The sequence below is a fragment of the Mesorhizobium sp. M0910 genome, assembly GCF_040319465.1.
In the GTDB taxonomy this organism is placed as follows: domain Bacteria; phylum Pseudomonadota; class Alphaproteobacteria; order Rhizobiales; family Rhizobiaceae; genus Mesorhizobium.
This window is the reverse complement of sequence record NZ_JAMYNZ010000004.1, coordinates 256701-274576: the sequence shown is the minus strand read 5'-3', so window position 1 is coordinate 274576 and position 17876 is coordinate 256701. Positions and strand designations below refer to the sequence as shown.

17 protein-coding genes and 1 tRNA gene are annotated in these 17876 nt (G+C 62.5%); 4 read left to right on the top strand and 14 right to left on the bottom strand.

Annotated elements, in window-relative coordinates; genetic code table 11:
• The first annotated feature begins 207 nt into the window (after positions 1–207).
• Together NKH78_RS12305 and NKH78_RS12300 are read left to right on the top strand one after the other, a co-directional pair.
• Positions 208–1206: a heparan-alpha-glucosaminide N-acetyltransferase gene (locus NKH78_RS12305; protein WP_352505713.1), complete on the top strand. Its 999-nt coding sequence runs from the start codon at positions 208–210 to the stop codon at positions 1204–1206.
• 16 nt (positions 1207–1222) lie between these two features.
• Complete coding sequence (locus NKH78_RS12300; protein WP_352454650.1) at positions 1223–1729, top strand: methyltransferase family protein; 507 nt, start codon at positions 1223–1225, stop codon at positions 1727–1729.
• Positions 1730–1748: 19 nt separating this feature from the next.
• Here NKH78_RS12300 and NKH78_RS12295 read toward each other — a convergent pair whose 3' ends face one another.
• The 4 genes from NKH78_RS12295 to NKH78_RS12280 form a co-directional block, all read right to left on the bottom strand.
• Positions 1749–2135: a MerR family transcriptional regulator gene (locus NKH78_RS12295; protein ID WP_254818129.1), complete on the bottom strand. Its 387-nt coding sequence runs from the start codon at positions 2133–2135 to the stop codon at positions 1749–1751.
• Positions 2136–2274: 139 nt separating this feature from the next.
• The gene (gene mgtE / locus NKH78_RS12290) at positions 2275–3672 is read right to left on the bottom strand and encodes a magnesium transporter (RefSeq protein ID WP_502894205.1); all 1398 of its coding nucleotides are present in this window, start codon (positions 3670–3672) and stop codon (positions 2275–2277) included.
• A gap of 349 nt (positions 3673–4021) precedes the next feature.
• Entirely contained in the window at positions 4022–4504 is a 483-nt protein-coding gene (locus tag NKH78_RS12285) for an SRPBCC family protein (protein ID WP_254818127.1), read from the bottom strand.
• On the bottom strand, positions 4501–4818 hold the full coding sequence (locus tag NKH78_RS12280; protein WP_023676569.1) for an ArsR/SmtB family transcription factor: 318 nt from the start codon (positions 4816–4818) through the stop codon (positions 4501–4503). The genes NKH78_RS12285 and NKH78_RS12280 overlap by 4 nt, the downstream gene beginning before the upstream one ends.
• A gap of 435 nt (positions 4819–5253) precedes the next feature.
• Between NKH78_RS12280 and NKH78_RS12275 the strand changes: the two genes are divergently transcribed.
• On the top strand, positions 5254–6069 hold the full coding sequence (locus NKH78_RS12275) for a phosphatase PAP2 family protein (protein WP_352703661.1): 816 nt from the start codon (positions 5254–5256) through the stop codon (positions 6067–6069).
• 344 nt (positions 6070–6413) lie between these two features.
• Here NKH78_RS12275 and NKH78_RS12270 read toward each other — a convergent pair whose 3' ends face one another.
• Both NKH78_RS12270 and NKH78_RS12265 read right to left on the bottom strand, forming a co-directional pair.
• Positions 6414–7481, bottom strand: a complete 1068-nt coding sequence (locus NKH78_RS12270; RefSeq protein WP_352505710.1) for a cyclic nucleotide-gated potassium channel — start codon at positions 7479–7481, stop codon at positions 6414–6416.
• Between the two features lie 253 nt (positions 7482–7734).
• Positions 7735–7819 (bottom strand) — tRNA-Leu (locus NKH78_RS12265).
• A 175-nt stretch (positions 7820–7994) separates the two neighbouring features.
• On the opposite strand from NKH78_RS12265, the gene lipB reads away from it, so the two are divergent.
• A complete protein-coding gene (gene lipB, locus NKH78_RS12260) occupies positions 7995–8738 on the top strand; it encodes a lipoyl(octanoyl) transferase LipB (protein WP_352738715.1) in 744 nt (247 codons plus the stop codon).
• Positions 8739–9124: 386 nt separating this feature from the next.
• Here the strand turns inward: lipB and NKH78_RS12255 are convergent, their stop codons facing one another.
• The 8 genes from NKH78_RS12255 to nuoN all read right to left on the bottom strand — a co-directional run bounded on the left by NKH78_RS12255 (position 9125) and on the right by nuoN (position 17870).
• The gene (locus tag NKH78_RS12255) at positions 9125–9808 is read right to left on the bottom strand and encodes an ABC transporter ATP-binding protein (RefSeq protein ID WP_254818120.1); all 684 of its coding nucleotides are present in this window, start codon (positions 9806–9808) and stop codon (positions 9125–9127) included.
• Positions 9805–11091, bottom strand: a complete 1287-nt coding sequence (locus NKH78_RS12250; RefSeq protein ID WP_352505708.1) for a lipoprotein-releasing ABC transporter permease subunit — start codon at positions 11089–11091, stop codon at positions 9805–9807. Before NKH78_RS12250 ends, NKH78_RS12255 begins: the two co-directional genes overlap by 4 nt.
• Positions 11088–12416: a proline--tRNA ligase gene (proS, locus tag NKH78_RS12245; RefSeq protein ID WP_352703654.1), complete on the bottom strand. Its 1329-nt coding sequence runs from the start codon at positions 12414–12416 to the stop codon at positions 11088–11090. The genes NKH78_RS12250 and proS overlap by 4 nt, the downstream gene beginning before the upstream one ends.
• 560 nt (positions 12417–12976) lie before the next feature.
• Positions 12977–13261 (bottom strand): DUF1467 family protein, encoded by a 285-nt coding sequence (locus tag NKH78_RS12240; protein ID WP_352688109.1) that lies wholly within the window; start codon positions 13259–13261, stop codon positions 12977–12979.
• Positions 13258–13662 (bottom strand): methylmalonyl-CoA epimerase, encoded by a 405-nt coding sequence (mce, locus tag NKH78_RS12235; protein WP_352477558.1) that lies wholly within the window; start codon positions 13660–13662, stop codon positions 13258–13260. Before mce ends, NKH78_RS12240 begins: the two co-directional genes overlap by 4 nt.
• A 141-nt stretch (positions 13663–13803) precedes the next feature.
• Positions 13804–15474 (bottom strand): ribonuclease J, encoded by a 1671-nt coding sequence (locus NKH78_RS12230; RefSeq protein WP_352505705.1) that lies wholly within the window; start codon positions 15472–15474, stop codon positions 13804–13806.
• Between the two features lie 134 nt (positions 15475–15608).
• Entirely contained in the window at positions 15609–16430 is an 822-nt protein-coding gene (locus NKH78_RS12225; protein ID WP_352477556.1) for a biotin--[acetyl-CoA-carboxylase] ligase, read from the bottom strand.
• Positions 16431–16433: 3 nt separating this feature from the next.
• Entirely contained in the window at positions 16434–17870 is a 1437-nt protein-coding gene (gene nuoN / locus NKH78_RS12220; RefSeq protein WP_352477554.1) for an NADH-quinone oxidoreductase subunit NuoN, read from the bottom strand.
• Positions 17871–17876: the final 6 nt, after the last annotated feature.

The window sequence follows — 17876 nt, the reverse complement described above, 5'->3', positions numbered from 1 at the left end:
AGCACAAATCTGCCGCGGCGATTCCTGGCCGCGTAACATGAAACCGACGCCTTCACGGCAAAAAGCGAAGCCGGCCAAAGGCTTTCCGGCTCTGGCCTAAAGCAGCCCTGATGCCGCCGTCACCAACGCAAAGCAAGGCCCTGCTTCTTTTGACGGTGGCAACCGTGATAGTCGTCTTGCCGGGGCTGAACCAAGACAGCGAGACCAATGAGCATCGACACGCCGAGCGCAGCCGTTCAGGATCAACCGAAGTCGAAGCGCATCGCCGCTATCGACATTGCACGCGGCATCGCATTGCTTGCCATGGCGAGCTATCATTTCACCTGGGACCTCGAATTCTTCGGCTACACCGATCCCGGCCTCACCGCCTTCGGCTGGTGGAAAATCTACGCGCGCTGCATCGCCTCGAGCTTCCTGTTCCTGGTCGGCATCAGCCTCTATCTCGCCCATGGCAAAAAAATCCGCTGGACCGGCTTCTGGAAGCGCTTCGCCATGGTTGCCGGGGCAGCGCTCGCAATATCGCTGGTCACCCGCATCGCCACGCCCGACGGCTTCATCTTCTTCGGCATATTGCACGAGATCGCGCTCGCCAGCTTGCTCGGCCTGGCGTTCCTGCGGCTGCCGGCGCTGCTGACGCTTGCCGTGGCGGCCCTCGTTATCGCCGCGCCTTTCTACTTGCGATCCGAGCTTTTCGATCATCCGGCTTTGTGGTGGGTCGGCCTGTCGGCGACCAACCCGCGCTCCAATGACTACGTTCCGCTGCTGCCCTGGTTCGGCGCCGTACTTGCCGGCATCGCGGTTACCAAGCTCGCCGCCACCTCCGGCGCACTGACGCGGCTGTCGGCCTTGGCGCCCGGCCGCTGGGCAAACCCGCTGGTCTTCATCGGCCGGCACAGCCTTGCCTTCTATTTGATCCATCAGCCTGTGCTGATCGGCTCGGTCTGGCTGTTTTCGCAATTCATGCCGGCGCCGGCCGAAACCAGGGAGGTGAGTTTTCTGAAATCCTGCCAGATATCCTGCGAGCAGGCACGCGACACCGAGTTCTGCTCCAGCTATTGTGCCTGCATGCTGGACACTCTCCAGGGCGAAGCCTCGCTTGACCGGCTCTACAGCAACGACCAGTCCCTGGAGTGGAAGGCGCATATTGGCGAGCTCGCCGGCACCTGCACCGCCCAAGCCGAGGCGGCGGAACTGGGAACGCGCTAATCGAGGGAGGACAATAATGAGCGACAGTCACCCGAAACCCGTGCAGCAAAATCCTGGGCAGCCGAAGCTGGGGCACATCCCATGGCCGCCGCTGATCTATATCGCCGCCATCATCGTCAGCGTCGCGCTAGGGCTGTTCTATCCGCTGCCGTGGATCGGCGATCTTCTCGGCGACATCCTGTTCGCCGCCGGCCTTGTGGGGTTGGTGGCGGTTGCCGCGCTCTGGTTCACGGCAATTCGCACCATGATCCGCGCCAAGACGACGCTCAACCCGAACGGCGTGCCTGACCATCTGGTGACCACCGGACCCTTCGCCGTCAGCCGCAACCCGATCTACCTCGCCAACACATTGCTGCTGGTCAGCCTCGCCTTTGTCACGGGGATCGCCTGGTTCCTGCCGCTGGCGGTCATCGCGGCGTTCTTGACGCAGAAGCTGACGATCGAGAGCGAGGAGAAGGTGCTGACCGCCAAATTCGGCAAAAAGTACCGGGACTACGCCAAAAGGGTGCGGCGCTGGATTTGAGCCGAGGCTGACACCGCGCCTATGTGGTGACGCCGAGTTCCACCAGCCGCTCGACGCAGGATTCCTCGGCTTGGTCGAGTTCGGCCAGGGTCTCTTCGAGGTCGCGGCGTTTCTGGCGCAAATGCTCACGCTTTTCCTCGATTCGCTTGATCATCAATTTGAGTTGGCCGACCTCGCCGGGCGGCTCCCTGTACATCTGGATGATTTCGCGGATCTCGTTGATCGAGAAGCCGAGCCTTTTTCCCCGCATGATCTGGCGGATCAGATGCCGGTCCGATGGCCGGAACAGCCGGGTGCGGCCGCGCCTTACCGGCTGCACCAGCCCTTCATCCTCGTAGAAGCGCAACGTCCGCGTCGACACGTCGAATTCCCGGGTCAGTTCCGTGATCGAATAATATTCCCGCATCGTCACTCCAATGCCCCGACCACGCCGCGAGTTCCAACTGGCCGGCGCCGCCGGCGCTCAGGCGCGTACCAGAATCGGCGGACAAGGCGCTTTCCAAAGCCTCGCACGGCATTTACGTAAAAGTCAATTGAGGTGCCGTTCAGCGCACGCCGAACCACCATGTGGCGAGCCCGAGAAAGGCAAAGAAACCGACGACATCGGTGACCGTGGTGACGAAAACCGCCGAAGCCACAGCCGGATCGATCTTGAAGCGGTCGAGCAGCAGCGGGATAAGGATGCCTGCCAGAGCCGCCACGAACATGTTGATGATCATCGCAGCCGCAATGATGCCGCCGAGATTGCGATCGTGGAACCAGGCAGCAGCCACGAGGCCGATCAGGATGGCGAAAATGATGCCGTTGATGAAGCCCACCCCGATCTCGCGGCGGATGATGCGGCCGGCATTGTAGATGTCGAGGTCCCTGGTCGCCAGCGCCCGCACCGTGACGGTCATGGTCTGCGAGCCGGCATTGCCGCCCATGCCGGCGACGATCGGCATCAGCACCGCCAGCGCCACGATATGCTCGATGGTGCGGTCGAACAGGCCGATCACCGAAGCCGCCAGGAAAGCCGTCAAAAGATTGACCAGCAGCCAGGGCACGCGCGAGCGCGAGGTCGAAAAGATGCTGTCCGAGAGTTCTTCGTCACCGACGCCGCCCATGCGCAGCAGATCTTCCTCGGCCTCCTGCTGGATGACGTCGACGACGTCGTCGATGGTCAGCACGCCGACCAGCCGCTCGTTCTCGTCGACGACGGCGGCGGACAGAAGATCGTATTGTTCGAATTCGCGCGCCGCCTCCTCCTGGTCCATGGTGGCCGGGATGGCATGCCTGGTCTCATGCATGACCTCTTCGACCTTGACCGAGCGCTTGGTACGCAGGATCTGGTCGAGGTCGATGGCGCCGAGCAGCTTGAAGCTCGGATCGATGACGAAGATCTGGCTGAAACGGTCGGGAAGATTGTTGTCCTCGCGCATGTAGTCAATCGTCTGGCCGATCGTCCAGAAGGGCGGCACCGCGACGAACTCCGTCTGCATGCGGCGGCCGGCGGTCTCTTCGGGATAATCGAGCGAGCGCCGCAGCCTGATCCGCTCGGTGAACGGCAGTTGCGACAGGATCTCGTCCTGGTCCTCCTGGTCGAGGTCTTCGAGAATGTAGACGGCATCGTCGGAATCGAGATCCTGCACCGCCTGGGCGATCTGCGCATTGGGCAGACTGTCAACGATGTCGCGGCGGATCGCCTCGTCAACCTCGGTCAGCGCGGAAAAATCGAAATCCTTGCCCAGCAATTCGACCAGCGCGCGTCGCTGTTCCGGATGCAGCGCCTCGAGCAGGTGGCCGAGTTCCGACTGGTGCAGATCGTCGACTTCACGCTTCAGCGTCAGCGTATCGCGATCGGCGATCGCGGCCCCGATCTGGGCGAGGAACGACGACAGGATGACGCCGTCCTCGTCATAGATGTCGGCGCGGCGCTCCTCGGCGGCCCTGGCGCCGGTCATCTGTTCGTCCTGGCCTTCCACCAGCGCCTCCCGCCATCGGATTTCCGGATAAGGTGCCTGTCAGGTCTAACGCATGACCCTGACAATCGGAATCGATTTTGCGAAAGGACCATGCGCAACGGCAAATTGCTACAGCGCCGTTCGCGCGTCCAAACGACGCAACGCATACCGGATGGTAGGAGGAGAGGACGTTCTACAAACCTGCGGCGCTGCAAAACCTTTGCGGCGCCAGGTAAAGGGCAGCGTATCTCCCCGCCCGGTCAACCAGATGGGGAGATCGACACTGATTCAAAACGGCGAGGCCGGCAGTGCGAGGGCCTCGCTGGTATTGGACTGGAAGGCTTCCCGATCAGGCGGCGTGGCGCTTCGCCTCGGCCGCATAGCGGTCCAGGAGACCGCTCCAGCCACCCTCGGATTCGAAGGCCTCGCGCATCGCCTCTGCGGTTTCGCCCATGTTCTCCAGAAGCCTGTGCTCGAGTTCCACACGCGTCGCGTTCTCACCGAGCGCGACAAAGCGGATCTCGACTTCGGTCAGCAGTGCCGGATCGTAGCGCCAGCCGGCTCCAATGCGCCAGGCGAGCGTCAGCCTGGACGGCGGATCCCAGGCGAGAACCTCGCCCCAATCGCATTGTGACCCATCCTCGCCAATCTCGTACCAGCGGCCGCCGGCTTTCGGTTCGATCACCGCGGTCGTCAGGGCGGATTTGCCGATCGAGTGCGAAGCCGGCCACCAGCGCCCGAATCCTGTGGTGAACACATCGAATGCCTTGTCGAGCGGCACCTCCACGGTCACCGACTTCCTGACCGGCGCGGGCTTGATCATGGTCGTCATTTCCTCTTCTCCTTGCTGTTGTCGACTTCCCGTTTGAAGGCGTCGAGCGCATCGCCCCACATGCGGTCGAGCCAGGCGCGCATCTCGCCAAGTCCATGCGGGTCGAGATGATAGATGTTGCTGGCACCTTTCGGCTCTGCGCGGACCAGCCGGGCTTCCTTCAAAACCTTGAGGTGCTGCGATACGGCCGGCTGCGAGACCGGAAGCACTCGCGTCAGATCGATGACCGAGCGTGGCCGATCGGCGATGAGCTCGAACACCTTGCGGCGTGTCGGATCGGCCAAGGCCACCATGCCTGCGTAATCATAAATCATGACTTATGATAAGCTAAAACTTATGATACGTCAACAGGAGGCGGCAGGCCGCGTTAAGCACCGACCAGTTCGGTTTCCAGCCCCCGGGGCAATCCCTTCACGCAGGGGCTTGGACAGCAAATGCGGATGCAAGATTACAGGGAAACAATCCGTCGCATGCGAGCCGGCGGCAAATGTCGACCACCGGGGAAAAGTAAACCTGGCGGCAAGGTTTTTACCTTATCGGTATATGTGTCTCTCCGGCGAAACGTTAAGAACGGGTAAATTGGTTTGGCCCTAACCACGGAAGCCTCTCGCTACAGGCCCTCCGCCATATGGCAATTGCGCCTCTCATTGTTCATGGCGACATATGTTTTAGGCGCATCCGCACTATACCCAGAAGTATTCTATACGTCTGCCTCAATCTATTCTCACAAATTTCTTGTTGGGATCCCGGTGTTGTTTATCGGTGGCGTCTGCTGTGCCGCGCTAATCCATGGCCGGCGGCAACCGGTTCGCTACGCACTGGATTTGGCTCAAGGGCGCTGGCGTGGTTGTCTGCTGGTGCTGCTGTTCTTCTTTGCCAGCTTGACCGCGTTCTCTACCTACAAGATCGCCATCCCGTCCGTCGTCCCATACTATGCCGACAACTGGTTGGCCGACGCTGACGAATGGCTGCACGGGATGCCGCCATGGGAGATCGTCCATAAGCTCGACAGCAACGATTGGTCGTCCGTCGTCTTCAACAGCTATGAAGTCATTTGGTTTTACCAGTGGTTCGGCACCATCCTTTTCGTGTCGCTCTGGTCGGACGAGATTGCCCGCATCCGCTATCTCTGCGCAGCAGCGCTGACGTTGTCCGTCCTCGGAACGGTCTTGGCCCTGGCGCTGGCATCGGTCGGACCGGTTTACTACCACCACTTTGTCGGCGTGGATCGCTTCCACGGATTGAATGCGGCCCTGGACAGGCTGGACCATAGTTACATGGTGCGGGACCCCGCGGCATATCTCCTGATGGCTTACCAGAGCGGCCGGCCAAGTCTTGGCGGCGGCATCTCGGCCATGCCAAGCATGCATGTCGCCTTTGCCGTATTGAACGCCTATTTGCTGTCATCGATCAATCGCTGGCTTGGCGTTCTGGGTTGGACCTTTGCAGCCCTGATCCTGTACGGATCGGTGTTCACTGGCTGGCACTATGCCGTGGACGGCTACGCATCGATCGTTGTTGTATCGGTGATCTGGTGGGCGACCGGACGCCTGGTGCGCGAATAGCTATGTGCGCTTGTCGATGGATGGCCATGGCCGCCGATGGCCAGTTCGCATAAGCCAAACTCGCGACCGCAATCAGGCACAAAGCACGTGCCCCGACAAGGACGCTCCCCGCCGTGCGAGAATTCAACGAGGAAGAGATTCCGCTTTCGAATTTAATGGTGCGGTCGAGATGCAGCGCCGCAACGCCTCCCGCGTTGATTTTAAAGCATTTCTCTACGATTCCGCGGCGATTTGTATTGAGGGCGGTTCGGCAGCGGCAGAGCATGTAGTTCCAGCCAGCCACTGTCGGCGGGCAATTGGCCGCCCTGGCAGCGCATCCTCCTCCTGACAAACACCTAGTGCGGTCAACCCTTAGGCGCCGCGCCGCGCCGCTCGAGCGCGGTTTTGCGAATGATTTCTGCGATCTCCGGGCTGCTGCTGCACAGCATCTGGAAATCCGCCGAGTGTAGCGACAGGAGTGAGACCACCGTTGTGGCGCTGACGGTCGCCGAGCGCGGTTCGCCGGTGATCAGCGCCATCTCGCCGAAGAAGGCGCCAGGGCCCAGCTCCACCGGGTTCGGCGTCGCGACGCTGACGCGCCCCTCCACGACGAAGAACATCTGATCACCGGTCTCGCCCTTGCGGCAGATCACAGCGCCAGCCGGCACGCTGCGAGGTCGTAATGCGCGCACGATCTCGACTAGTGTGGCCGGGCCGAGCTTCTGAAACAACGGCACGGCGGCGACCAATTGCCAATTGCGGACGAAATCCTCGCGACGGACTTCTTGATAAAAGCCGGTGGCAAGAATGCCAGCCCAGAGCGCGAAGATGCCGATGCCACTCATCATGACCGCCCCGGCAAGGACGCGGCCGGCGAAGCTTTCCGGAATAGCGTCGCCATAGCCGGTGGTGGACAGCGTGACCACCGCCCACCACATTGCCTGGGGGATGCTGCCGAACTTTTGCGGTTGGACGTCGCGCTCGATTACATAGGCTGCGAGCGCAACACCGAACAGAACGATGCCGAAGACCGTGGCGACGCCGATCAGGTTGCGCGCTTCGTTGGTCAGGATTCTGCCCAGCAGCGGGAAGAAAGTTGAATCGCGCAGCGGTTTCAGCAGCCAGACAGCACAGTAGAGGCTCCGATCGGGCGTGCCGACGAGCAGAAATGCGGCGAGTGGAACCAAAACCGCGAGCATATCAATGGCGATTGCCGGCGTCCTGTCCCGAACGTCTCCCGCCCGGCGCTTGAGCAGTTTCTCGGCCAATTCCAGGAGATAGACGCCCCAAATGACCGCGAGCACGGCAGCCAAAGCCAGTCTGCTTCGCCCGGACATGTCCGGTGTCGTGAGCGCAGCCACCGCCACAAGCCCAGTCGCAGCCAGCACCGCGTTGAGCGGCGCGTAAATTCTTAAGAAAGGCAGTACCGACATTCTATGCCTACGAGCGGATGCTACCCTCCAGAATAGGATGCCTTCAAGGCAAGCGCAAAGGTGCTTGCTTTCGCTGCGATGCCCATCACCAACCGTGAACTCAGATGTCCGGGAAAGTGAACAGACGGCATAGGACGCGAATTAACAAATTACGGTGACAGTGGGCTTTTTGCCGTATTTGCACGGCTGTGCGACAAGCCTGAAAAATCGCAATAACTTCCACAGCCAAAGACTGAACAGCCAGAAGACTGATTGGTGCGGTCGAGAAGACTCGAACTTCCACGGGTTGCCCCACAGCGACCTCAACGCTGCGCGTCTACCAATTCCGCCACGACCGCACGTGGTAGGAGCCGGAACCAACCGGCCCGCGGCGTGTAGCAAATCGTTTCCGGTGAAACAAGTGCGCGGCCAGCAATAATCGGCCGGACATCGGCATAACTCTTCAAGGGCCGAACGTGCCGGAACTGGACGTTTGTACCGATTGCCGCCATATGAGTGGCGAGACGAGATATCATGACGGACCGCAGCCAGATCGCCACGTCGTTCCTGCCCTTGCCCGGCTCGGCGCCGGTCGAATGGCGCATCGAGCCTGGGCTCACCGCCTATCCCGATGCGCTCGCCCTGATGGAGGCGCGAGCCGAGGCAATCCGCAGCGGCGCCGCCGGCGAGATGGTCTGGCTGGTCGAGCACCCGCCGCTCTACACCGCCGGCACCAGCGCCCGCGTCGAGGACCTGATCGAGCCGGACCGCTTCCCGGTCTTTGCCGCCGGGCGTGGCGGCGAATACACCTATCATGGGCCAGGCCAGCGGGTCGCCTACGTCATGCTCGACCTGAAGCGGCGGCGCGAGGATGTCCGCGCCTTCGTCGCCGCTCTCGAACAATGGATCATCGGCTCACTGGCCGCCTTCAACGTACGCGGCGAACGCCGCGAGGACCGCGTCGGCGTCTGGGTGGTTCGGCCGGACCGCCCCGCTTTGCCCGACGGCTCGGCGGCCGAGGACAAGATCGCCGCCATCGGCATAAGGCTGAGGCGCTGGGTGAGCTTTCACGGCATCGCCATCAATGTCGAGCCGGACCTTAGCCATTTCAGCGGCATCGTGCCGTGCGGCGTCCAGGATCACGGCGTCACCAGCCTTGTCGACCTCGGCCTTCCCGTAACCATGGCCGACCTCGACCTGGCGCTGAAATCCGCTTTCGAGGACGTGTTCGGGCCCGCCGCGGTGTCGCCTGTCGAAATGTCCCGCAAGGCCGGCTGAAACACTCGCCCAATGCCTGCGCCAATATGCGAAGGCGGCCTTCGCTCATCAGCATCGAGCCCGCCCTTGAGCTCAAGCCTCACATCGCGCCGATCCAGATTGCCATGGAAATGAGGAACGTGCTCATGCACACCAGCGAAACGACATCCTGAACAAGATCGGTCATAACTCTCTCCTGTTGTTAGTATGTTCGTATTTTGTTCTAATTTTGTTCGAATGTCAACGATCGCAGTCCGGGTGTCACCGGAATTGCGCTCGGTCATTTCGACAGGGTTAAGAAAGGGTTGAGAGGGAGATGCCAAGCGTTTCGGGCCAACAGGCGCGCGAAAGCGGCGGGACGGCGCACGGCAGCCCGCAGGCCGTCATCGCCTCAATTGCAGCGCACCCTAAAGCGGCACAACCTTGCCGTCGGCCAGCGTCACGCGGCGGTCCATGCGCGAGGCGAGCTCATGATTATGAGTGGCGATCAGCGCCGCCAGGCCCGATTGCCGGACCAGCGCTGCCAGCGCCTCGAACACATAGGAAGCAGTCACCGGGTCGAGATTGCCGGTCGGCTCGTCGGCCAAAAGCACCAGCGGCGCATTGGCGACGGCACGCGCAATGGCGACCCGCTGCTGCTCGCCGCCGGAGAGCTCGGAGGGGCGATGCTGTGCCCGCTTGCCGATCTGCATATAGTCGAGCAATTGCGCCGCCCGCTCGGCCGCCTCCTTGCGCGGCAGCCCTTTTATCAGCTGCGGCATCATGATGTTTTCCAGCGCCGAGAATTCAGGCAGCAAATGATGGAACTGATAGACGAAGCCGACGTCGTTGCGGCGGATCGCCGTGCGCTCGTCGTCGGAAAGCCGGCCGCAGGCGCGCCCCGCCAGGATCACGTCGCCGGCGTCCGGTCGCTCCAGCAGCCCGGCGGTGTGTAGCAGCGTCGACTTGCCGGTGCCCGACGGCGCCACAAGCGCCACCATCTCGCCACGCTTCAGCGAAAAATCGGCGCCGTTCAGGATGGTCAGCTTGCGCGGTCCCTGCACATAGTGCCGTTCGACGCTCTTCAGCTCGATAATGGCTTCGGCCATCACTCGTACCTCAGCGCTTCGACCGGATCGAGCCTGGCCGCGCGCCACGCCGGAAACAGCGTGGCCAGGAACGACAGCGCCAGCGCCATGAGAACGACGGAGATCGTCTCGCCGGCATCCATGCGGGCCGGCAATTGGCTCAGGAAATAAAGCTCGGGATTGAACAGCCGCTCGTTGGCCAGCCAGGAGAAGAACTGGCGAATGCGCTCGACGTTGAGGCAGATCACGATGCCGAGCAGCACGCCGGCGATGGTGCCGACAACGCCGATCGCAGCCCCGGTCATCAGGAAGATGCGCAGGATCGCGCTGCGCGTCGCGCCCATGGTGCGCAGGATGGCGATGTCGTGGCCCTTGTCCTTCACCAGCATGATCAGGCCCGAAATGATGTTGAGCGCCGCCACCAGCACGATCAGGGTCAGGATCATGAACATGACGTTGCGCTCGACCTGCAGCGCGTCGAAGAACGTCTTGTTGCGTTGCCGCCAATCGACAAGGCTGATCGGCCGCTGCGCCGCATCTTCGACCTTCGGCTTCAGCGCGTCGATATTGTCGGGATTGTCGGCGTAGATCTCGATCGTCTGCGCCCGGCCGTCCATGTTGAAGTAAAGCTGCGCTTCCGAGAACGGCATGTAGACGATCGAGCTGTCATATTCCGACATGCCGACCTCGAAGATCGCGGTGACCGGATAGCCTTTCATGCGCGGCGTCGTGCCAAGCGGCGTGATGTCGCCCTCGGGCGAAATCAGCGTGATCGTATCGCCAAGCACTAGCCCGAGATTCTCGGCCATGCGGCTGCCGATGGCGACGCCTTCGCCGGTGTCGAAGCCGACGATCGAGCCCTCCTTGATATTGTTGGCGACGATGGTGATCTTGCCGAGATCCTCGCCGCGTATGCCGCGCACCAGCGCGCCGGTGCCGCCGCCGACATTGCCTTGCGCCAGCACCTGCCCGTCGATCAGCGGGATGGCGTATTTGACGCCGGGCACGCCGTTGATGCGGCCGGCGACCTGGGCATAGTCCTCCAGCGGCATATCGAGCGGCTGCACGATCAGGTGCCCGTTGACGCCTAGGATGCGCGTCAGCAGTTCGGCGCGAAAGCCGTTCATCACCGCCATGACGACGATCAGCGTGGCGACGCCCAGCATGATGCCGAGGAAGGAGATCGAAGCGATGACCGAGATCACCGTCTCCTTGCGACGCGAGCGCAGATAGCGCCACGCCACCATGCGCTCGAAGCCGGAAAAAGGCCCGGCGCCCGATGGTCTTGCTGCCGCCGCTTTGTTCATGCGGCGGCACCGAAACGCTGCTTCACGTCCGCGATCGGCAGCGTCTCGCGCTCGCCGGTCCTGCGGTTCTTGATTTCGACCTCGCCGGCGGCGATGCCGCGCGGCCCGACGATCACCTGCCACGGCAGCCCGATCAGATCGGCGGTGGCGAACTTGCCGCCCGGCCGCTGGTCGGTGTCGTCGTAGAGCACCTCCTTGCCGGCGGCGGCAAAAGCGGCGTGCAGCTCGCCGCAGACGCGATCGCATTCGGCATCGCCGGCCTTCATGTTGATCAAGCCGACATCGAACGGCGTCACCGCCTCCGGCCAGATGATGCCGTTATCGTCATGACTGGCTTCGATGATCGCGGCGACCAGCCTGGACGGGCCGATGCCGTAGGAACCGCCAGAAACGAAATGATCCTTGCCGTCCGGGCCTGTCACCTTGGCGCCCATCGGCTTGGAATATTTGTCGCCGAAATGGAAGATATGACCAACCTCGATGCCGCGCGCCGAGACCCGGTCGCTCGCGGGCACCTTCTCCCATGCCGCCTCGTCATGCATCTCGTCGGTGGCGGCATAGGGCGTCGTCCATGTCTTGACGATGGCGCCGATCTCGGCGTCGTTCGAAAAATCCGTGTCTGCGCCAGGCACTGCCAGCGAGAGATAATCGCGGTGGCAAAACACCTGGCTCTCGCCGGTGTCGGCCAGGATGATGAACTCATGGCTGAGGTCGCCGCCGATCGGCCCGGTGTCGGCGCGCATCGGGATAGCCTGCAGCCCCATGCGCGTAAACGTCCTGAGATAGGACACGAACATGCGGTTATAGGCGGCCTTGGCGCCTTCATAATCGAGGTCGAAGGAATAGGCGTCCTTCATCAGGAACTCGCGCGAACGCATGACGCCGAAGCGCGGGCGCACCTCGTCGCGAAACTTCCACTGGATGTGATAGAGGTTGAGCGGCAGGTCCTTGTAGGACTTGACGTAGGAGCGGAAGATCTCGGTGACCATCTCCTCGTTGGTCGGCCCGTAGAGCATATCGCGGTCTTGCCGGTCCTTGATGCGCAGCATCTCCTTGCCGTAATCTTCATAGCGGCCACTTTCGCGCCACAGCTCGGCCGATTGGATGGTCGGCATCAGGATTTCGAGCGCGCCGGCGCGATTCTGCTCCTCGCGGATAATCCGGCAGACCTTGTCCAGCACCCGCTTGCCGAGCGGCAGCCAGGAAAAGCTGCCCTGCCCCTGCTGGCGGATCATGCCGGCACGCAGCATCAGCCGATGCGAGACGATCTCGGCCTCGCGCGGGTTTTCTTTGAGGATGGGCAGGAAATAGCGCGACAAACGCATGAACTGGTCCGTGAGAGAGGATGGCGGCGCCGGAATCGGCGCGGCACAGGCTTGCTTGCCCCGGCTTCATAGCCATTTCATGGCGGAATGGAAACCCGGCCCAGGCGCTGCACAGGCGCCGCAATTGCCGCACGCGGCTTGCTGGGCGTTTCGCAAGCAACGCCTGCCGTACTATTGTGCACTGCAGCACGAGATTGCCTGTTTCCGGGCAAAATTCTTCGTGACATTTTCACCCGCCTTAGGCTAGTGTGCCCACATAACCGAGAGGGTAGAGAAAAATCTGCCCTCCTACGCGGTCAAAGTCTTGGGAGGATGCGATCTAGGCGCGGTAACTCGCTGCCGCCGGACACCGGAAACAGATCGGACGCGTTTAAATTGCAAGGCCTCGCGCCTTGCATTTTTTTTGTGCAATCATTTGGTTAGCACGACAGATTACCAAACTACATGACGTTGCGTCAGCCCAAGCCCGCCCCGGGGCTTTACTTGGATTGACCGTGCTGGCTCAGCTTGATTTCAGGGCGTCGGCTAGGCTGGGATAGCCGGACACGGTAGGTAGCCGGCTAATGCGCTGGGCTCTGGTTGAAATCCGGCACGATATGCGGGATGTCATCGATGCCGAGGCCAAGCCCTCTCGTGATGCCGTAGAAGATAGCCATGAGGACCAGCGTGGCGATTGTCGTGCGCAGCGCCGCGCGCAGCATATGCGGTCCGCGCGGTGCGCTCGGAACCGTGCCAAGCGTCACGTCCCGGTCCTCGTCCTGTGTCCGCATGCTGAACGGCAGGACGGCGAACAACACCACCCACCATGTGGCGAAGAACAGGGCAACAAACGAAACCCAACTCATGCTTGCTCCAGTTCGACCAGCGTGCCGAAGAAATCCTTGGGGTGCAGAAACAATACCGGTTTGCCATGCGCGCCGGTCTTCGGCTTGCCGTCGCCCAGCACGCGCGCGCCGCTGGCCTTGAGACGGTCGCGCGCCGCAACAATGTCGTCCACCTCGTAGCAGAGATGGTGCATGCCGCCGGACGGATTCTTCTCGAGGAATGCGGCGATCGGCGAGGCTTCGCCGAGCGGCTCGAGCAACTCGATCCTGGTGTTGCCGACGTCGACGAACACCACCGTAACGCCATGCTCCGGCAGCGCCTGCGGCGCGGTTACGCGGGCGCCAAGCGTATCGCGATAGACCGCCGCAGCCGCGGCCAGATCCGGCACCGCAAGCGCGACATGGTTGAGACGTCCGAGCATAGGGTACTCCCGGGTTAAGGGAGTAGGGGAGTAAGGCAGTAGGGGAGTAGGGAAAAAAGGATCTAGAAGTGCAGACTGTTTGCGCTCCTACTTCCTGCTTCCCTACTCCCTTACTGCCTTACTGCCCTATTCCCTTGTTCGTCACCGCGTGACGAACACTGTCACCAGCGGCTTCTTGCCCCAGGCTTCGTTGGCCGCGCCGCGCACCGCGCGCCGCACCGCCTCCTGGACCAGGTCGAGGTCTTTTCGGCGCTGGCGGGGGATGGAGTCCACGGCGCCGATTGCCGCATCGATCATCAGGTCTTCCAGGCTCTCGCCGCTGCGGTCGGCCTCGGCGACGCCGATGGCGACGAGATCGGGATCGCCGGCAAGCTCGTATTTGTCGTCGAGCACGACGTTGACGGCGACATGGCCGGCAAAGGACAGCTTGCGGCGGTCGCGAATGCCCATCGCCTGATCGCTGCCGATCAGCCTTCCGTCCTTGTAGATGCGGCCGAACGGAACCTGGTCGATGATGGCGGCAGCACCCGGATACAGCCTGAGCATGTCGCCGTCGCGCACCTGCGCCACCTGGCCGATGCCGGACGTCGACATCAGCGAGCCCTGCGCCACCAGATGCGCCGCCTCGCCATGAACGGGAACGCCGATCTGCGGCCGCACCCATTCATACATCTTGCGCAATTCGCTGCGGCGTGGATGGCCGGAGACATGCACCAGCGCATCGCCGTCCTCGATGATCTTGATGCCGAGATCGATCAGGCGGTTCTTGATTTCGAGGATCGCCTTCTCGTTGCCGGGAATGGTGCGCGAGGAAAACACCACCGTGTCGCCGGCCGTCAGCGCCACCGACTTCATCTCGTCGCGCGACAGCTTGGCAAGTGCGGCAAGCGGCTCGCCTTGGCTTCCGGTGCAGATGATGACGAGGTTTTCGCGCGGGATGAAGCCGTAATCCTCCTCGGCGATGAATTCCGGCAACCCGTCCATATAACCGAGTTCATCAGCCACATCGATGACGCGCTTCATCGAGCGGCCAAGCACCAGGCATTGGCGGCCGGCATCCCGCGCTGCCTTGGCGATCGAGACGATGCGGCCGACATTGGAGGAGAAGCTGCTGACGGCGACACGGCCCTTGGCATTCTGGATGACACCTTTGAGGCCCTCGCCCACCGCCACTTCCGACGGTGATTCCCCTTCCCGCAGCGCGTTGGTGGAATCGCAGATCAACGCCAGCACGCCCTTGTCGCCATAGGCACGGAAGCGTGCCTCGTCGGTCATCGGCCCCACCGTCGGCGCCGGATCGATCTTCCAGTCGCCGGTATGGATGACGACGCCGGCCGGCGTGGTGATCGCCAGCGACATCGGTTCGGGAATGGAGTGCGCGACGGGGATGGCCTCGATCTCGAACGGACCGACGGTGAATTTCTCGCCAGCCCGATAGATCGTCACCGGGATCTTCGGCGCCCCTTGCTCGCCCTGCCGCTTGGCTTCCAGCAGGCCGGCGCCGAACGGCGTCATCCAGACCGGCGCCTTGAGCTTCGGCCAGATGTCGTGCAGCGCCCCGTAGTGGTCCTCATGTGCATGGGTGATGACGATGCCGCGCAGATTGGCGACATTCTCCTCGATGAAGCGGGTGTCGGGCAGTACCAGGTCGACGCCGGGCAGGGTTGCATCGGGAAAAGTAACGCCGACGTCGACGACGATCCATTCGCGCGCATTGGCCGGCCCATAGCCGTAGAGGGCGAAGTTCATGCCGATCTCGCCGACACCGCCGAGCGGCACGAAGACAAGTTCGGCATTTTCCGCTGTCGCCATGGTCTTTCCTTCCTTGCCGGTCAAATTGTGGGCCGGTCAAATTGTGGGCCGGTCAAAATTGTCGGCCAATCAAAATTGTCGGCCGGTCAAATTCAAGCTGGTCAAATACCTGGCCAGTCAAACGTATTGGCCAGTCAACCGACGGCCGATGCGACCGCGCCGAAATGCACGTCGCCGGCGGCGATCGTCAGAACCGAGCCTTCATCGTCGCGGATCACGAAACGGCAGTCTTCGTCAATGGTCTCGAAGGTGCCGCGCACCACATTTCCGTCAATTCTGACAGCAACCTGCCCGCCAAGCCCCGCCGCACGCGCCAGCCAGCGCCGCCTGACGGCGGCAAGCCCACGCCCTTCGTTCCACAGCCGGGCATTCTCGCTCCATGCATCCGACAGCGCCAGAAACAGCGTCTCGGCATCGCAAGCCGACCCCAGCGCGTTGAGCGACGTCGCTGGATAGGGCAAATCATTGGGATAAGCCACCACATTGACCCCGATGCCGACAGCCACCGCCGAACGGTCGCCATCCAGCATCGCCGATTCCAGCAGGATGCCGGCGAGCTTGGCGCCCGAGGCAAGCACGTCGTTCGGCCATTTCAACTCGAAGCGGTTCTTGCCCTGGCTCGCACCATCGAGGCCGATCGCAATCCTGCCTTTCGGCACGACGGCGTCGAGCGCGTCGGCCAGCGCCAGTCCGGCAACGAAGCCGAGCGTCGCGGCAAGTCGAAGCTCGGTGTTGGTGATCACCAGCAGCGTCGCCGCCAGGTTGCCTTCGGGCGTCGCCCAGGCGCGGCCGCGGCGGCCACGTCCCGCTTCTTGCTTTTTTGAGACGACCCAGAGTTTGCCCGGATCGCCGGCCCGCGCGTGCTCCAGCGCCAGCGCATTGGTGGAGCCGACCGTATCGTGCGCCTCGAGCCGGAACCCTTCCGAAGCCGCGGTTGGAGCCAGCCTGAACGTCATCCGTTAGAAGAAGGTCTTGGCCGCGGCGGCTGCGTAGGTTCCGATCGGGCCGCCGATCAGCACGTAGAACAGCACGAAAGCGCCGCAGGCGCCGAGCACGACGCGCAGTTCGGTCGCCATCGGCACGAAGCCGCCGACCGGTTCGTCGAACCACATGATCTTGATGATGCGCAGATAATAATAGGCGCCCACCACAGAGGCCAGCACGCCGATGATCGCCAGCGCGTAGAGGTTGGCATTGATGGCGGCGAGGAACACGTACCATTTCCCCCAAAAGCCGGCGAGCGGCGGGATACCGGCCAGCGAGAACATCATGATAGTGAGGATCGTCGCCATGATCGGGTTGGTCGCCGACAGGCCGGCAAGATCGCTGATCTGCTCGACATTGCCCTCCTTGCGCCGCATGGCGAGGATGAAGGCGAAGGTGCCGAGCGTCATCACCAGATAGATCAGCATGTAGATGGCGACGCCGCGCACGCCGTCCTGGCTGTTGGCGGCAAGGCCGACCAGAGCATAACCCATATGGCCGATGGAGGAATAGGCCATCAGCCGCTTGATGTTGGTCTGGCCGATGGCCGCGAATGCGCCGAGCGCCATCGAGGCGATCGAGATGAAGACGATGATCTGCTGCCAGTCGGCGGCGATCGGCTTGAAGGCGCCCATGGTGACGCGCACCATCAGCGCCATCGCCGCCATCTTCGGTGCCGCCGCCAGAAAGGCCGTCACCGGCGTCGGCGCGCCCTCATAGACGTCGGGCGTCCACATATGGAACGGCACCGCCGAGATCTTGAAGGCAAGGCCGGCCAGCACAAAGACCAGGCCGAAGACGAGGCCGAGCTGGCGCTCGCCGCCGCTGAGCGCCGCGGCGATCTCCTGGAAGCCCGTGTTGCCCGTGTAGCCGTAGACCAGCGAGATGCCGTAAAGCAGCATGCCCGACGACAGCGCGCCAAGGACGAAGTACTTCAGCCCGGCCTCGGTCGAGCGCAGATTATCGCGGTTGATCGCCGCCAGCACGTAGATCGCCAGCGACTGCAGCTCGAGGCCGAGATAGAGCCCGATCATGCCGTTGGCCGAGATCATCAGCATCATGCCGAGCGTGCAGAGCAGGATCAGCACCGGATATTCGAACTTGTCGAAACGCTCCGCCTGGGCAAAGCGAACCGACATGACCAGCGTCACCGCCGAGCCGACCAGCGCCAACATCTTCATGAAGCGGGCGAATGGGTCCTGGATGAAGGCTTCGCCATAGGCGTTGCCCTGCCCCGGGGAAAAGATCAGCCAGGCGCCGGCGATCACCAGCACGGCAACAGCAAGGCCGCTCACCGTGACGGCGGTGTTGGCGCGCGAATAGGCGCCGAGCATCAACAGCGCCAAGGCGCCGATGGCGAGGATCAGCTCTGGCGTCGAGAGCGACAGGCTGGAGAGAAGGTCCGGCGTCATGGTTCG

What these genes read in the sequence shown, in the direction of transcription:
- NKH78_RS12305 (WP_352505713.1), top strand. Translation starts at nt 208, where the DNA reads ATGAGCATCGACACGCCGAGCGCAGCCGTTCAGGATCAACCGAAGTCG.
- NKH78_RS12270 (WP_352505710.1), bottom strand. Translation starts at nt 7,481, where the DNA reads ATGTCGGTACTGCCTTTCTTAAGAATTTACGCGCCGCTCAACGCGGTG.
- NKH78_RS12225 (WP_352477556.1), bottom strand. Translation starts at nt 16,430, where the DNA reads ATGACGTTCAGGCTGGCTCCAACCGCGGCTTCGGAAGGGTTCCGGCTC.
- mgtE (WP_502894205.1), bottom strand. Translation starts at nt 3,672, where the DNA reads ATGACCGGCGCCAGGGCCGCCGAGGAGCGCCGCGCCGACATCTATGAC.
- lipB (WP_352738715.1), top strand. Translation starts at nt 7,995, where the DNA reads ATGACGGACCGCAGCCAGATCGCCACGTCGTTCCTGCCCTTGCCCGGC.
- NKH78_RS12240 (WP_352688109.1), bottom strand. Translation starts at nt 13,261, where the DNA reads ATGAGTTGGGTTTCGTTTGTTGCCCTGTTCTTCGCCACATGGTGGGTG.
- NKH78_RS12295 (WP_254818129.1), bottom strand. Translation starts at nt 2,135, where the DNA reads ATGCGGGAATATTATTCGATCACGGAACTGACCCGGGAATTCGACGTG.
- mce (WP_352477558.1), bottom strand. Translation starts at nt 13,662, where the DNA reads ATGCTCGGACGTCTCAACCATGTCGCGCTTGCGGTGCCGGATCTGGCC.
- nuoN (WP_352477554.1), bottom strand. Translation starts at nt 17,870, where the DNA reads ATGACGCCGGACCTTCTCTCCAGCCTGTCGCTCTCGACGCCAGAGCTG.
- NKH78_RS12230 (WP_352505705.1), bottom strand. Translation starts at nt 15,474, where the DNA reads ATGGCGACAGCGGAAAATGCCGAACTTGTCTTCGTGCCGCTCGGCGGT.
- NKH78_RS12280 (WP_023676569.1), bottom strand. Translation starts at nt 4,818, where the DNA reads ATGATTTATGATTACGCAGGCATGGTGGCCTTGGCCGATCCGACACGC.
- proS (WP_352703654.1), bottom strand. Translation starts at nt 12,416, where the DNA reads ATGCGTTTGTCGCGCTATTTCCTGCCCATCCTCAAAGAAAACCCGCGC.
- NKH78_RS12250 (WP_352505708.1), bottom strand. Translation starts at nt 11,091, where the DNA reads ATGAACAAAGCGGCGGCAGCAAGACCATCGGGCGCCGGGCCTTTTTCC.
- NKH78_RS12285 (WP_254818127.1), bottom strand. Translation starts at nt 4,504, where the DNA reads ATGACGACCATGATCAAGCCCGCGCCGGTCAGGAAGTCGGTGACCGTG.
- NKH78_RS12300 (WP_352454650.1), top strand. Translation starts at nt 1,223, where the DNA reads ATGAGCGACAGTCACCCGAAACCCGTGCAGCAAAATCCTGGGCAGCCG.